This window comes from Haloferula sargassicola (genome assembly GCF_040362925.1).
In the GTDB taxonomy this organism is placed as follows: Bacteria; Verrucomicrobiota; Verrucomicrobiia; order Verrucomicrobiales; family Akkermansiaceae; genus Haloferula; species Haloferula sargassicola.
In genome coordinates, this window is sequence record NZ_BAABRI010000005.1 from 122,308 (window position 1) to 137,058 (window position 14,751).

The window sequence follows — 14,751 nt, forward strand, 5'->3', positions numbered from 1 at the left end:
GGGCTTGGACGCCGCCGCCGGCGCCGCCAGCATGACCGCCATGAGCGCGCATGCAGGCAGTTTTACCGTCCGGAGCCGGGGGAAGGGGACCTACGAGATCACCTCCGAAGTGGCGGGAATCGTCGCCGAGAGCGGGATTTCCACGGGCACGGTCACCGTCTTCGTGCGGCACACCTCGGCCAGCCTGGTCATCATGGAAAACGCCGATCCCAGCGCGCGACGGGACCTGGAGGCCTTCTTCGATCACTTGGTGCCGGAAGACACGCCGTATTTCGTCCACACGCTGGAAGGCCCGGACGACATGCCCAGCCACATCCGCATGGCGCTCACCCGGACGAGCGAGGTCATTCCGGTGATCGACGGGCGGATGGCGCTCGGCACCTGGCAAGGAATCTTCCTGTTCGAGCACCGCCGGGCGCCGCACCAGCGGCAGATCGTGGTCGCGGTGACGGGCGACTAATTGCTTGCCCAGCGGGCGGGCCTCTGGTTCATTCCGCGCCTCTTCCCGCCGGGAATTGCCGCTGTAGCTCAGGGGTAGAGCAGCTCATTCGTAATGAGCAGGTCGTCGGTTCAAATCCGACCAGCGGCTCCAGCCCGGAATTTCGCCCGAAACCGCTTTGAACAGGTTCGCCAGGCGGGGAGTCCAAGCTCGCGATCCCGCCCTTCGGGGCAACTACGGCAGTCAGCGTAATTACGCGTTCCCGTTACTCTAACACGCGACTTTGTGACTGCCTGACTGCGATTGGGTGGGTAGAACATCGGTTGGCTGGAATGCCAGCCGGCTGCTCCACACAGTCCCACCGTCCACACACAATACACACACAGAATGTCCCACAACACCCTGACGAAAGTCGTGGGCGCGGGAGTCCTCGTGCTCCTTGCGTCCTGTGCCAGCGATCTCGACACCACCCGCGTTCCCGTTTCGGCGAGTCACGCGCACAGCGCCGAGAATTCATCGCTGAAAAACCAGCTCCACCAGTCGATCAACCGCTACCGCGCCAGCATCGGCAAGGATGCGCTGCAGCCGAACTCGGGCCTCGACCGCCTCGCCCAGGAACACTGCGAATTCATGGCCAAAAACCGCGGCAAGTTCTCGCTCGGGTCGGAAAACATCTCCCACTACGGCTTCAACGGCCGGGTGCTGGCCGCCCAGCGGATCTACAACATGGAGTCGATCGCGGAAAACGTCGCCGGCGGCAAGGTGACCGGCGACATCCCCGGCCAGCTCACCCGCGCCTGGGTGGCTTCCAAAAAACACTCCTACAATCTCCAGCAGGACTGGGATTGTGCCGGTCTCGGCGTGGTGGTCACCGACGATGGCATGGTTTACGCGACCCAGATTTTTGCCACGCGGAACATTTCCGCCATGACACTCCCGGACCGCTTTAGGCAGTTCTGAGGGCGTCATGCCTGATTTCAGTTTGGAAGTTGCGTGTCGGGCCCGCGGTCACCAGGTGATCGCGGGCATCGACGAAGCCGGCCGGGGCCCCTTGGCGGGACCGGTCGTGGCCGCGGCGGTGATCCTGCCCGAGACGTTTTCCTGCCCCGAACTGGACGATTCCAAAAAGCTGTCCGCGGCTTGCCGCGAACGGCTTTTTGCGTTTCTCACCGGCCACGCGGCCATCGTCTGGTCCGTGGCCTTCGTGGAGCATGAGGAAATCGATCGCCTCAACATCCTGCGCGCGACCCACCGGGCAATGGCGCTGGCGGTCGCGGGGCTGGCGCGCACGGTCGATCACTGCCTGATCGACGGCCTGCCGGTGCCCGGCTTTCCCCACGGCCACGACGGCGTGGTGAAGGGCGACGGGCTTTCGCTCTCGATCGCCGCCGCCAGCGTGTTGGCCAAGGTTTCCCGTGACCGCTGCATGACGGAACTGGCGGCCGAGTTTCCACAATACGGATTCCAGCGGCACAAGGGCTATGGTACGAGGGAGCATCTGGAAGCTCTCCGCCTTCATGGGCCTTGTCGCATTCATCGTCGCTCGTTTCAGCCCGTCGCTCAATTGGCGCTGCCACTTGAGGGGCGTGATGGCGGAAAAATCGAGCCCGCCGAAGTCGGCCGACGCGGCGAGCGGATCGCGGCCGCCTGGCTCCGGTCGATCGGCGCCAAGGTGCTCTTCCGGAATTTCCGCGCGCCCGGCGGCGGCGAGGTGGACATCGTGGCCCGCCAGGGTGAGGTGCTCCTGTTTGTGGAGGTGAAAACCCGCACCCGCGATGACTTCGGTCGGCCCCTGGAAGCCGTGAACGAGGAGAAACGGCGGCTCATCCGGCGGGGCGCGAACGAGTGGCTCCGAATGCTCGGCCGGCGGGACTTTCCGTGGCGCTACGACGTCATCGAAGTCGTGCTGATCGAGGGTGAGAAGCCGCGCGTCAACCGGGTGGAGGACGTTTCCCTGAGGGAAACCCGACGGGCCGGGCGGGTGGCCTGAAATCAGCGTGCCAGCGCGTCGCGGATGGCCGTGACGTTACCGCGGATCATCGCCTCGTAGCTGGCGGAGCGGGTGCCATCGGCATCCAGTTGGGGGCCGAGCCGCAGGTGGCCATCCTTCACCAAGGCGCGGAGGATCGCGGGATTGGCGCCTTTTTCCGGGAAGATCACCGTCACGTGCTGGTCGCGCAGCTCGGTGAAAACGCGAGCCAGGCTGGCGGCGTCCGGCATCTGCTCGCGGGTCAGGCCCTGCACGGCCACGGCCCGGAAGCCGAACTCATGGCAGAAATAGCCGAAGGCGGCGTGCGAGGTGGCGAGCACCCGCCGATCCCGCGGAACGCGCGCCACTTGCCGACGCACCCAGCGGTCGAGTCGGTCGAGCTGCTGGCGATAGGAATCGGCCCGCGTGGCATAGGCATCAGCCTGGTCCGGATCGAGCCGCGAGAAGGCGGACTCCACGACGCTGACGGCGCGGCGATAGGTTTCAACCGAGTGCCACCAGTGCGGATCGCGGCCGTCATGATCATGGTGATGGCTGGGGTCGTCGCAGGTGCCGGCCAGCGTGGGCAAAGCCTCGCCGACCTCGACCATTTCGGAGCCCGCCGGCAGGAGGTCGCGGATGTCGGAAAGGCCGGACTCGAGCCCGAGGCCGCAGGCCAGCATCAGGTCGAAACGGCCGGTCTCGCGAAGCTGGCGGGGCGTCGGCTCGAAGTGGTGGGGGTCGCCATTGGGGCCCATCAGGTCGATCACCTCCACCTGATCGCCACCGACCTGCTGTGCCAGTTCAGCGAGCAGGGGATGCAGGGCCGCGACCTTGAGGTCGCCATGGGCGGCCAGGCAGCTGAGCAAAAATGGCAGGAACCAGCGGGGCATGGGTGCAATCTAAAAAGCAGCGGCGGAAATGCAATGAATTTGCGGTAAGGATCCAGACTTGGCAGGCCGCCACGTGGCCGTTCGGATCCCGGCGTGAGGTTGATTCTGGCATCGGGTTCGCCCCGGAGAAGAGAGCTGATGGAGCGCGAGGGTTTGGATTTCGAGGTCAGGCCGTCGCCGGCCGACGAGTTGCCGCCCGGGGCCTTGCCGTGGGATCAGCTATGCCAGGCCAATGCCGAACGGAAGGCGGACGCGGTCGACCCGGGTTCGGGCTGGGTGATCGCGGCAGACACGCTGGTGCAGGTCGGTGGCCGGGTGCTGGGCAAGCCGCGGGATCGGGACGAGGCGAGGGCGATGCTCGAAAGTCTCTCGGGCCGCGACCACGAGGTGCGCACCGGCGTTTGCCTGCGTTCGGCGCAGGGCATGGAAACCTTCGTTGTGGCCACGCGGGTGCGCTTTCACGAGCTGGATGCTTCCGTCATTTCCACCTACTTCGGAAAAGTCGATCCGCTCGACAAGGCGGGAGCCTACGGCATCCAGGAGCATGGGGAAATGCTGGTGGAGCGGATCGAGGGCGACTTCGACAACGTGATGGGGCTGCCCATGACCGAGCTGATGAAGCGGTTGAAGGCTTGCGGGGCGGTGAGGTCGTGATTTGATTGCGGGCGTGATTCTGCCGCCGCGATATCCGGTGCTTTTCAACCCGAAGGCCCGCAGCCAACGGGGCCGGCGGGCTTTGGAGTTCCTGATGGACAATGCCGCCGGGCTGGCGCTCTACGCCACCCGCTCGGCAGCCGAGGCGCAGGCGCTGGCCGAGAGGTTCGCCGAGCAGGGCGAGCCGCTGGTGATCGCCGCCGGCGGGGATGGCACCCTCAACGCCGTGGTCCAGGGGCTGGCCGGGACGCGCACCGCGCTGGGCGTGCTGCCGACCGGGACCATGAACGTGTTCGCGCGCGAGCTGGGGATTCCCTACGACAACCTCGACCGCGCCTTTGAGGTGATCCTCGAAGGCAACGTTCGGGAGGTGGACCTGTTCGAGGCCAACGGCACGCCCTTCGTGCAGATGGCGGGCGTCGGCTTCGATGCCGCGGTGATCGAGGAAACCACGTGGGAAACCAAGAAGGTGCTCGGTCCGCTGGCCTACCTCATGTCGGCGGTGAAGGTGCTCGGCGAGGATCCGCCGATGATGCGGGTGAGGACGGGCGACGGGCGCACCGCGGAGGGCATCGCCGTGCTGGCCGGCAATGGCTCGCTCTATGGCGGCCAGTTCCGGATTTTCCATCGCGCCGACAATCAGGACAACAAGCTGGACGTGCTGGTCTTCAAGGAGGCGGGCTACCGGCTGGTGCTCGATTCGCTGCGCGGGATCGCCTCGCGCGGGGTGGCCTTCGACGAATCGACGGTGGTGTATTTGCAAACCGAATCGCTGGTGGTCGAAAGCGAGCGGGAGGTGCCGCTGGAGGTGGATGGCGAACTGATCGGGCGCACCAAGCGGGTGGTGTTCGGCGATGACCAGCCGGAGCGCCTGCGGGTGCTGGCACCGAAGAGACCGATCGGCACCCGGTGGGAGGAAGCCATGAAGACCTTCATCGGATCGCTGCGCAAAACCGTGGGAGTGCCCGAGCCGTGAAGGCCGCCGAGGGAAAAGCCCGCAGGCCGTGGTGGAAACGTCTGCTGTTAGGCGCCTCGATGGCGCTCGGGGCCTTCGTGCTGTGGATCGCGTGGACCAACCTGGCTGCGGTGCTGGCAAGCGTGGGACGGTTGCACGACGAGCCGGCGGAAGTGCCCGGCCAACGGGTGGGGCTGGTGTTCGGCTGCGACGACCGGATCGAGGGTCGGGAGAACCTCTATTTCCGCTACCGCATCGATGCCGCGGCCGATCTCTGGAAAGCGGGCAAACTGGCTTGTGTGATCGTCTCCGGTGACAACCGGACGAAGCACTACAACGAGCCGCTGCGGATGATGCGTGCCTTGGTGAAAGCCGGCGTGCCGTCGGACAAGATCGTGTGCGACTACGCCGGGCTTCGTACTTTGGATTCCGTGGTGCGGGCGAAGGAAGTCTTCGGCGTGGAAGAAGTGACCTTCATTTCACAGCAATTCCAAAACGAGCGCGCGATCTACCTGGGCCGGGCGAACGGGATGGATTGCGTCGGTTTCAACGCCCGCGATGTGGATGGTCAGGGTGGGCTCAAGACCCGCCTCCGCGAGGTGGGCGCGCGGGTGAAAATGTGGTTGGACGTGCGGATTCTCAAGACAAGGCCGAGGCATCTCGGTGAGAAGGAGCGGCTGCCGCTCTGACGCCCGGTCTTCGGGTGCGCCGCTCCGTACGTGGGCGGGACGGGTTTTCTCCACAAAGTGGCCCGCCGCCGAAATACGGCGACGGGCCTGCTTCACCCCAAAAGATAGAGATCGGAAGCTCGACCTCGAGATCATTTGCGAATCATCGCGGCCACACCGCCGCCGGGAGCCAGATGCACCGTCAGCCGGTCCTTGGCGGCCACCGACCGCGTTTCCACCGCGACGTCGTTGCCGTTGCGATCGGCGTTGATGCCGTCCTTCCAGACCGTCATCTCGAAGCTGCCCGTGCCCAGGAAATCCAGCGGCAGTTCCAGATCACAGGCTTCCCAGCTCGTCAGGCCGCCGATGAACCATTCGTTCCCCTTGCGCCGGGCCACCGCCACGCAGCGGCCGACGTCGGCCTTCAGCACGCGGGTTTCGTCCCAAGTGGTCGGCACTGCCTTGAGGAAGGGAAGGCTTTCGGGATTGCGCCGATAGTGGGTGGGGCTGTCGGCCAGCATTTGCAGCGGGCTGAGGTAGACCACGTACATCGCCAGTTGTTGCGCCCGGGTTCCCTGGCTGGTGGGGGTGTCGTTCATGGGGCGGAACGTGTTCTTCTGCTGATTCACCATCGCCCCGGGCGTGTAATCCATGGGGCCGACCACCATGCGGGTGAAGGGCAGAAGGACGGCCATGTCGGGATTCGCATCTCCGCCCCACTTGTTCTGTTCGAGGCCGCATACGGATTCGGTGGTCACCATGTTCGGCCAGGTTCGGGACAGTCCGGTCGGCTTCGAACCGCCGTGGAAATCCACCAGCAGCCGGTGTTTCGCCGCCTCCTCGGCGGTTCGGTAGAGGAAGTCCATCATCACTTGGTCGTCACGCTGCATGAAATCGACTTTGATACCCGCAATGCCCCATTCGGAGAACTGATCGAACGCCCGATCGAAATCGTGCTCCAAAGCCACCGAACCCATCCACAGGATGATGTCCACTTTCTTCGAGTGCCCGTATTTCACGAGCGCTGGCATGTCGATTTCCGGGACGACCTCGAGCAGCCCGCCGGGTCCGGGCTTGCTCCAGCCTTCGTCGAGGATGATGTATCCCGCGCCCATCTCGGAGGCGAAGTCGATGTAGTGCTTGTAGGTCTCTTGATTGAAGCCGGCGCGGAACGGCACCCCATAGATGTTGTTCGCGTTCCACCAGTCCCAAGCCACCAGGCCGGGACGGATCCACTCCGTGTTCTTCAAACGGCTCGGTTCCGCCAGGTTGTAAAACAGGGTCGATGTCAGAAGGCCCGCAGCGTCGTCGGTGAGGGCGAAGGCCCGCCAGGGAAAGGTGCGCGTGCCCTTCGTCCGGGCGATGTAATCGGCTGCCTTGGCAACCTTGAGGTTCAGGTGTCCGTCCAGCTTCGTTTCGAGCGGATAGGGAGGAAACACCGCCTGAATCGTGGTCGAGTCCGTGCCTTCCAGCCACATGCCGGGATATCCTTCCACATTGACGTCGGAAACCAGCATCCAGCGGTCGTCACCCCGCTCGACCAGAAGCGGGACCGAGGCATTCTTTTTGCCGGCTGTTTCGGAAACCTTCATCCGCGGGTAAAGGCACTCTTGGTGGGAGAAGAAGCCATCGCCATTCGGTGCGGGGAAAAACACGGGGAAATCCTCCGTGAAGGAGATCCGCAGGTCCTCATTCACCTCCATTTCCTCGTCATTCCGCGATGTCTCCCAGCGGAAGGCGACGCCGTCGTCATAAGCACGGCAGCGCAGCGAGACTCCGTCATCGAACTGAATCCACTTCTCGTTGAAGGCGTCCGGGAACGAGGCGCTGAAGGTTGGAACCACCGGCTTCACCGTTTCTCTCACCTGGTTTTCCCGGACGGCCTTTGCCTTGGAGTGGGGAAGGGCGGTGCCGTTGAGCGTGATGCCGATCGGAGTCGGCGCGACCACCTCCTGGCCAGCGGATGTGATCGCGTATCGGATGCTGCCGTCGCTATCGTCGACGGTCAGCACGTTTGTTCCATCGGGCGAGGTGATCTCAACGGGAGCGGCGGTAAGAGATGGAGAGAGGAGCAATGTCGAGGCCAGGATGCCCTGGCGGAGGTTCGGGATCTTCATGAATGATATAGGGTGGGTGAAAGGAGTCGAAGAATATGGGCAGAGCGGTTTCCCAAGGGGGCTCCTACTCCTCAGGCGTCGGTTCCAGCCATGGAGGGAGGTCCTTGAAATTCAGAATGCGGGGCTGCCGGGAGGTGGGGTCGATCATGATCAGGGCGAGATCGCGCTTGGTTTCCAGCGATTTCCAGGATGGGCTGGAAATGGTGGCCCAGTGACCATCCGGCGCCTGCAGTTCGACCCGTGCCTGATACATGTTCCACTCGTCCACTTTGGTAACCTTGGGATAGGTCTGGCTGGCACCGGATTTGACCGCCGGCAGCTTGGCTCCGGCGAGTTCGAGGCGGGCCGCATAGGGGGTGAGATTGAGAAACCGGAGCCCTCCCATGGGAAACGCCGGGAGGTCGTCGGGCAGGCAATGGAGGCGGTAGGGGAGGCGCTTCTGAGGATCGGGCAGGAAGAGAAACAACTGGCGGTCCGAGGACGCGAGCCGCCCCCGCGCCACCACTCGTTTGCCCTCCGGCGCGTCGTCGTCATCCACGTGGAACTCGGCCACACCGTCCTTGAATGCTGCGCGGTAAACCGGACTGAACCCCCCGGTGAGGAGTGGGACCTCCGAAGAGCCGCCTTTTGCGGATGGGACGAACACCGTGCGGATGTCATCCTGATGTTGGAGACAAAGGGTCCGGAAAAGAACCGTTTGGGTCTGGGTCTGGGCAAAAGCGGGCCCCACAGCGAGGACGACGGCGAGGATGAAAAGACAGGCGTTTCTCATGCGGTTCAAGGTTCACACTTCTTCCGCCACCAGCCAGCGGAACGAACGGATCTCGAACCGGCGTCCGAAGGATCGGTTGATTGGGGAAAGCTCATCGGACGCGGTCTCCGGAACGTCACCGGGATCGACAAAATCCGGGACGCGCTGCACCACGGCTTCACACCAGGCGCGCGCCTCGATGCGTCCCTGATTGCTACTGGATTCGCCGTAGGCACGCACCAGGAAGGTGTCGCCCCGGACGGTCAGCTGGCTTCCCAGTGCACTCAGAATGTCCCCTTGAGTGAGCGCTCCGGGCGCGCCTTCGATGTTGTTGCCCATCGCAGCCTGGGGCGTCTGCCAGTTGTGGGTGCCGATGTTGCTGGGGGTGATCTCGAGGCCGTCGACGGCGACGATGGAGTTGATGTCGGTGTTGTGGATCGCGTTGGCGATGGCCCCCCTCAAGCTGGTTTCATCGCCGGAGCCTCCGAGCTTGCGGTTGACGAATTCGGCAAGCGACAGGAACGGCCCTCTCTCGCGGACTTCGTCGACGATGTTCTCAGCGAGTTCCTTGATCTGGTCCTCATCGAGCTGCCGGTAGCCCTGCCAGCGGCCTTCCCGTCCGCCAAAGAACGAACCTCCCAACTCGACCGGACCCGCAGACGGGTAGCGGACGCGGGGAAAGGGTGTGGAGCTTTCAGAAGCGGTGTCTCCATCCTCTTGGGATGCCACGGTCGTATCGCGGAGAGAAGAAAGCACGGCGATCCAAGCGTCGACCGAGGTGGAATTGACATTGAAGCCGCCTTTCATCGCCAGATACTTGGCCGCCATGCGGTCGCCGGCGGCCTGGCCCAGATCGCCGGCCGCATCCTCCGCCTCCGCCGCCGGAACCAGCGATTGAAAACGTGGATTGAGAAGGGGTTCCTCGCCACGGAAAAAACCCTGCCGCACCTCACTGGCGGAACGGGTTGTCCCGAAGGCGGGCCCCTCGTAGTCGCTCATCGTGGACAGGAAGTAGCGATCCCACAAAGCCGCGTTGGAGAGATAGCAATGGTCGTAGATCGTCTGGTTAGACGCACTCCGCCCCTGTACGTCGTCGGTAGGGAGCATGGGGTGCGCCCAGGACTCTCCCACCGTATAGGTCATGAAGGGCGGAGTGCCGGAGTTGGCCAGGTTTGCATGGCGGAACTGGGCCAGCGACTGCAGGGGCAGGCGAGGGATTTCGTAGAAGGTGGCGCGCGGGGTGCCGCGGTCGATGTCGTGGCCGCCGAAAAAGTATCCCTCCTCCTCCTCGCGGTTTTCTCCGATCGTCCCGGTTCCGGGTAGCACGGGAACCATCACCAGTTCGTAAGGCTGGTCACCGGGTGCGTTGCCAGTCCCCGAGAGATCGATGTCGGCCACGAAGAGGTTCGTCGAGGCGTCGGCATAAGGACGGGCGGGGACGAAGGATTCCCGCGTGGTTTTTCCCGAGAAACTGAAGATCGCGAACGGACGCGGACGCGAGTAATCGCGAATCGCCCGGCTGCCCGGTTCATAGATGCGGCCTCCCGCGACCGAGGGGCTGTTCCGGTCGGGATAGATCATGGGGAATTCGCGCGGCTCCGGGTAACGGTCCGAAGTTCCCTCGGAAACGATCCTGCGGAGATTCGCTTCGTTTCCATACTTGATCCGGTAGATTCCCGCCGGTCTGCGATTGAGCTCCATGGCGATGAAGAACTCCGAATTCGGCTGGCGGATGGGTCCCCATTCGACGGAGACCTGATCATTCGCCCGCAGGCCGAGGGTGCCTTCCTGGCAATAACGCTGGGCTGCCGGCGCCAAATCGCGTCCCGCCAACCAATCGACATCGAACCCGGCACCGGTGGTATGATCGGTCATCAAGGTGGGGATCATCTCGAAATTGGTGGTCTTGTCGTTGGCCCAGTCAAAGAGTTGTTTGTTGGCTTCGGCACCGCCCGCGTCCTCATCGTTCCACGTCCATGTGGGCTCCACCCGGGCGGTGCCAAACAGCTTCGTTTGACCGGGCTCCAGGGTGATCGTCTCCGACCCTCCGCCTCCCAGCGTTTCCCGCAAGGTAACCCCGAAGATCTTCGACTCGTTGGAGTTGACGTAGTTCCTGTAGAGATTGTTGAGAGGGATCAGCGAGTTGGTGATCGGCTGGTTGTTGATCAGGAAGCGGAAGCCCACGGGAACGTCCTGGAAGTTGAGTTTCAATGACTCGAAGCTCAACGGCACATCATAAGGGTTGTGCAGCGTAATGACGGGAAGATACAGGAGATGGAGCATCAGGGTGTTGCCCTTCGCGCGATGAGGCGTGAGCCACTGGCCATGCGGATCCCGCGTGATGAGGGAAAAGATCATGTCCACCCTAAGGAGGCTGGGCAGGAGGACCTGGCCCTGCGGAACCTGGGGATTCGCGGTGTAGCGGTTGTTCCGCACGGTGTAGGGCCTGAGCCCGGCGGGGAGCTTGGCTCCCACCGCATCGGCCCGGACTCCGCGGGTGAAGGCATTCGGCTCGCCGATCGCCTTGTAAAGATTGTGGTAGTCCACCAAGGACGCCCATTGAGGTTCGGAAGATTGATCCCCGGGAAGGCCGAGACTTTCATAAAGGCCTCCTTCGCTGGCGAAAGCATCCGGCTCCTCGGTGACGAGAGTGCTCAGGTCCCGCTTCAATCCGCCGTCAACGGGATCCGTCATCAGAGACAGCGCCCAGGGGGTGAGATCGGGACGGTAGGACTTCAGAGCATCCAGGTGACTGCCCAGCAGAATGGAATCGTAGCTGGCGAACTTCGAGACCTCTTCCTCGTCGGGACGGAAGCCTTCGAGTTGGTCGAGCGCGAAGATGCCGCAGCGGCGGGGCGCGCCGACGCGGGCGAGCTGCTCGGCGAGGCCGGTGCCCGGGCCATCGTCCGGCTCTACCTCCAAGTCGAGTCGGGCCTTCGCGCTCTCGTCGATCACCGCCCAACCCAACCCGCCGTGCGCCCGGTCGGTCGAAAGCTCCAGCGGACGGGTCAGCAGATACTCCTCGCTCAGATCCTTGCCCGTCGAGTTCTCGCCGAGGGATCCTTTGCCCAGAAGGACCACGGCTTCTTCGTCGTCCGGCGGTGCCAATGGCTCGCCATCCACTTCGGATCCCTCCGCCCGCATGGCTCCGGAGGTAAGCCACGTTTCAAATTTTGCGTCCTTGTCGTTGAGGGGAGTCACCAGCTCCGCCGGCGTCGATGCCTCCCACACTCCGGTGAGGCCTTCCGGTGCCTTTGCGCGGACGAGATTTCCGGGGGCCGTGATCCGCTGGTCCGGGCCTGCCGCCTTCTGCAGCTGGCCGATCGCCAACGCCAAGGCCATCCGCGCGTTCGAGCGGGCTTCCAGCATGGACTCTCCGCTGCGCGAGCCGCGCAACGAGATTGAGGAAAGCGCCAGCAGGCCCACGGCGATGAGGGTCAGGAGCACCATCAAGCTGATGGTGATGATCAGCGCAAAGCCATCAGGACGGGAAGGTGACAAAGCGAATTCTCGTCGGTGGATCGGGCGGTTCATCGAGGAGCGGGAGCGGATGGGTTTCGGGGATTTGTGGGATGTTGGGCCCACGAAAGAAGGGAAGATGCCGGCAGGCGGCTGGACACGTCCGCGCCGTTCCGGAGCGGAGAAAGCGGACGACGCGGGAAAAAGCTCGATGGAGCCAGGTCCCCGCGTCGCCACCCATGGATGGAATCAGTTAGGAGCGAAGTTCTTTGAGAGGGGGACCTTTTCGGTCACCGCATCGCGGATCTTCAGCGGCACCTTGAGACGAATGTCGCGCGAGGAAGCCCCGATCTCGATGTCGTAGGTGCCCGGATCGGCACGCCATTGCTTGCCGGCGACATCGAAGTAAGAGAAGTCCCGCGGAGTGAGGTTGAAGGTCACGGTTCCGGATTCGCCGGGTTTCAGAGCGATCCGCTGGAAGCCCTTCAGTTCACGCACCGGCTTGTCGATCTGGGGGTTCGGATCGTGAATGTAGAGCTGGACGACCTCTTCGCCTTGGCGGCGCCCCGTATTGGTGACCTCGACGGTCACGCGCACCGAGGGATGACCCTTTTCCCCGCCTGTGGATTGAGCCTTGGCGTTCTTGAAGGCGAAGGTCGTGTAGGACAAGCCGTGGCCGAACGGAAAGATCGGCTCGATCCCCTTCTTGTCGAAGTGACGATAGCCCACGTAAATCCCTTCCTCGTATTTCACGGTGCCATTGGTGCCGGGGAAGTTCCCGTAATCGGGATAATCCTCACGGTTGGCGGCAAAGGTATCGGGAAGGCGTCCCGACGGATTGACATCGCCGAAAATGATATCCGCGATCGCCGCGCCACCTTCCTGTCCGGGAAACCACGCCTGCAATACGGCAGGCACCTGATCCACCCAGTCCTTGAGGGTGACGGGGGTGCCACTGTTGATGACGACGATGGTGTTCTTGTTCACGGCCGCCACCGCGCGAATCAGATCGGCCTGGCCGTTCGGAAGGTCCATGGAGGGGCGATCGCTGCCTTCTCCTTCGGTGCGCCAGGTGGAGACCGCGACCACCGCGGCATCGGAGGCTTTCGCGGCGGCCACCGCGTCGCTGTAAATGGTAAAGGAGGGAGGCATCCAGTTCAGTTCCGCCATGGCGTTGCCACCACCTTGGAAAAACTCGACGCGGAGATTCACCGGATGGCTTTTCTCGAGCTTGATCTTGCCATTGTAGATGGCGGCCCCGCCGATGCTCCACCGGTCCATGATCTGCTGATCGTCCACGAAGACGCGGAATCCATCGTCGCCCGTAAAATAGAACGTGTACTCGCCGGTCTCCGGCGGGGTCAGGACGCCGCTCCAGCGGACGCTGTAGTTCGATCCGCCGATACCAGGCGCGGGCGATTCCCCGCCGTTGAGCTGGACCTCAGCCTCGACGCGCTTGAGGGCGGGCTCGCCTTCCAGATTCGTGTTGGTGAAGTACTCCGCGGCAAAACCGGGGCTATTGGGGTCTCCCGGCACGTGCACCACGGCATCGGACACCGGATTTCCGTTGATGCGTCCTGCCGCGAACCGAACGGTGACATTCTTGCCGGCGGTCTCGCGGAAGCCATCGATGATCTGCACCGTTTTAAGCGGTTTGACTTCAGGGCTGCCCAGAGCGCCGATCTGCAGCTTCTCGGCAGGCTCGCCGATGACGGCCACGGAGCGGATCCGGTTGCGGTCGAGCGGGAGCACTTGGTTCTCGTTCTTCAAAAGAACGATCGACTTGGTGGCCACCTCGTAAGCGAGCTTCCGGTGCTCTTCCGAGTTCACCTTGCCCGCGTCACGCTCGATCGGTCCGTCGAGCAAGCCGGCACGGATCACCGTTCTGAGAACGCGGCGCGCCGAGTCATCGACGGCATCCTGTGTCAGCGACTTGTCTTCCAGTGCGACCTTCAGCTTGTCCGGCGTGGCGAGTCCGCCGCCCGGCATTTCAAGGTCGTTGCCGGCCTGGGAAACGGGGGTTTCATGAACGCCACCCCAGTCGGACATCACCAAGCCGTCGAAGCCCCATCCGTCCTTGAGGACGTTTCTCAGAAGATACGTGTTGGCGCTGGCGTGAGGGCCGTTGACCTTGTTGTAGGCGGTCATCAAGGTCCAGACGCCACCCTCTTTCACCCCGGCTTCGAAGGCGGGAAGATAGATTTCGCGCAGCGTGCGCTCGTCCATGCGGACGTCGACGTCGCCGCGGTCCACTTCCTCGTTGTTGGCGGCGAAATGTTTGATGCAGGCCACTGTGCCGACCCCCTGCATGCCTTGGATGTAAGCGACGCCGAGGCGCGCGGAGACCACGGGATCCTCACTGAAATACTCACCATTCCGGCCGCCCAGGGGCGAGCGATGGATGTTCACGGCGGGGCCGAGAAGGATCTGGGCGCCGGTGCCCTTGTTGCGCGTTTCCGTACCGATGGCGGCACCGACCCGTGAGATGAGTTCGGGATCCCAGGTCGAACCCATGGCCACGCCGGACGGGAACGCGGTGGCGGGGCCGAAAAGCGAATCGGGACCTCCGCGGACACCTTGTCCGGCATCGACCATCACCATCGGCGGCACATCGAGGCGCGGGATCGGCTGGGTGTTGAAGCCGCCTCCGCTCAGCAGGCTGAGTTTCTCGTCGGGAGTAAGGCGTGAGAAGAGATCCTCGACGCGCTCTTCAAGAGGGGCCTTGGAATCCTTGTAGGTCTGGGCGGGTGCGATGCCAGTGGACGCGAGGGACACAACCATCGCGGTGAAAATCCCGAAGGCCGGTGGGTGGGTGGTAGTACGGTTCATTGAGTTGGAAAGCGCAG

The 14,751-nt window shown here is 63.5% G+C and carries 11 protein-coding genes and 1 tRNA gene; 7 read left to right on the plus strand and 5 right to left on the minus strand.

Annotation, left to right across the window (positions count from 1 at the left end; translation table 11 throughout):
• Window positions 1-40: 40 nt before the first annotated feature.
• The 4 genes from ABXH26_RS05570 to rnhB all read left to right on the plus strand — a co-directional run bounded on the left by ABXH26_RS05570 (window position 41) and on the right by rnhB (window position 2,429).
• Window positions 41-460, plus strand: a complete 420-nt coding sequence (locus ABXH26_RS05570; protein WP_353566145.1) for a secondary thiamine-phosphate synthase enzyme YjbQ — start codon at window positions 41-43, stop codon at window positions 458-460.
• A gap of 57 nt (window positions 461-517) precedes the next feature.
• Window positions 518-592: transfer RNA gene (locus tag ABXH26_RS05575), tRNA-Thr, on the plus strand.
• Between the two features lie 234 nt (window positions 593-826).
• Entirely contained in the window at window positions 827-1,399 is a 573-nt protein-coding gene (locus ABXH26_RS05580; RefSeq protein ID WP_353566054.1) for a CAP domain-containing protein, read from the plus strand.
• Between the two features lie 7 nt (window positions 1,400-1,406).
• Window positions 1,407-2,429, plus strand: coding sequence for a ribonuclease HII (rnhB, locus tag ABXH26_RS05585; RefSeq protein WP_353566055.1), 1,023 nt, complete (start codon window positions 1,407-1,409; stop codon window positions 2,427-2,429).
• Between the two features lie 2 nt (window positions 2,430-2,431).
• Here rnhB and ABXH26_RS05590 read toward each other — a convergent pair whose 3' ends face one another.
• Window positions 2,432-3,301 (minus strand): metal ABC transporter substrate-binding protein, encoded by an 870-nt coding sequence (locus ABXH26_RS05590; protein ID WP_353566056.1) that lies wholly within the window; start codon window positions 3,299-3,301, stop codon window positions 2,432-2,434.
• Window positions 3,302-3,394: 93 nt separating this feature from the next.
• On the opposite strand from ABXH26_RS05590, the gene ABXH26_RS05595 reads away from it, so the two are divergent.
• Genes ABXH26_RS05595 through ABXH26_RS05605 form a run of 3 tightly spaced genes read left to right on the plus strand, consistent with a single transcriptional unit; the run spans window position 3,395 to window position 5,599 of the window.
• A complete protein-coding gene (locus tag ABXH26_RS05595; RefSeq protein WP_353566057.1) occupies window positions 3,395-3,955 on the plus strand; it encodes a Maf family protein in 561 nt (186 codons plus the stop codon).
• 13 nt (window positions 3,956-3,968) lie between these two features.
• On the plus strand, window positions 3,969-4,931 hold the full coding sequence (locus ABXH26_RS05600; protein ID WP_353566058.1) for a diacylglycerol/lipid kinase family protein: 963 nt from the start codon (window positions 3,969-3,971) through the stop codon (window positions 4,929-4,931).
• On the plus strand, window positions 4,928-5,599 hold the full coding sequence (locus ABXH26_RS05605; protein ID WP_353566059.1) for a SanA/YdcF family protein: 672 nt from the start codon (window positions 4,928-4,930) through the stop codon (window positions 5,597-5,599). Before ABXH26_RS05600 ends, ABXH26_RS05605 begins: the two co-directional genes overlap by 4 nt.
• Window positions 5,600-5,730: 131 nt before the next feature.
• On the opposite strand, the gene ABXH26_RS05610 is transcribed toward ABXH26_RS05605, so the two are convergent.
• The 4 genes from ABXH26_RS05610 to ABXH26_RS05625 form a co-directional block, all read right to left on the minus strand.
• On the minus strand, window positions 5,731-7,695 hold the full coding sequence (locus ABXH26_RS05610; protein WP_353566060.1) for a glycoside hydrolase family 97 protein: 1,965 nt from the start codon (window positions 7,693-7,695) through the stop codon (window positions 5,731-5,733).
• 64 nt (window positions 7,696-7,759) lie between these two features.
• A complete protein-coding gene (locus ABXH26_RS05615; RefSeq protein WP_353566061.1) occupies window positions 7,760-8,467 on the minus strand; it encodes a hypothetical protein in 708 nt (235 codons plus the stop codon).
• 12 nt (window positions 8,468-8,479) lie between these two features.
• Entirely contained in the window at window positions 8,480-11,896 is a 3,417-nt protein-coding gene (locus ABXH26_RS05620) for a hypothetical protein (protein ID WP_353566062.1), read from the minus strand.
• A gap of 258 nt (window positions 11,897-12,154) precedes the next feature.
• Window positions 12,155-14,686 carry a glycoside hydrolase family 3 C-terminal domain-containing protein gene (locus tag ABXH26_RS05625; RefSeq protein WP_353566063.1) on the minus strand — a complete coding sequence of 844 codons (2,532 nt, stop codon included), beginning with the start codon at window positions 14,684-14,686 and terminating at the stop codon, window positions 12,155-12,157.
• Between the last annotated feature and the right edge of the window lie 65 nt (window positions 14,687-14,751).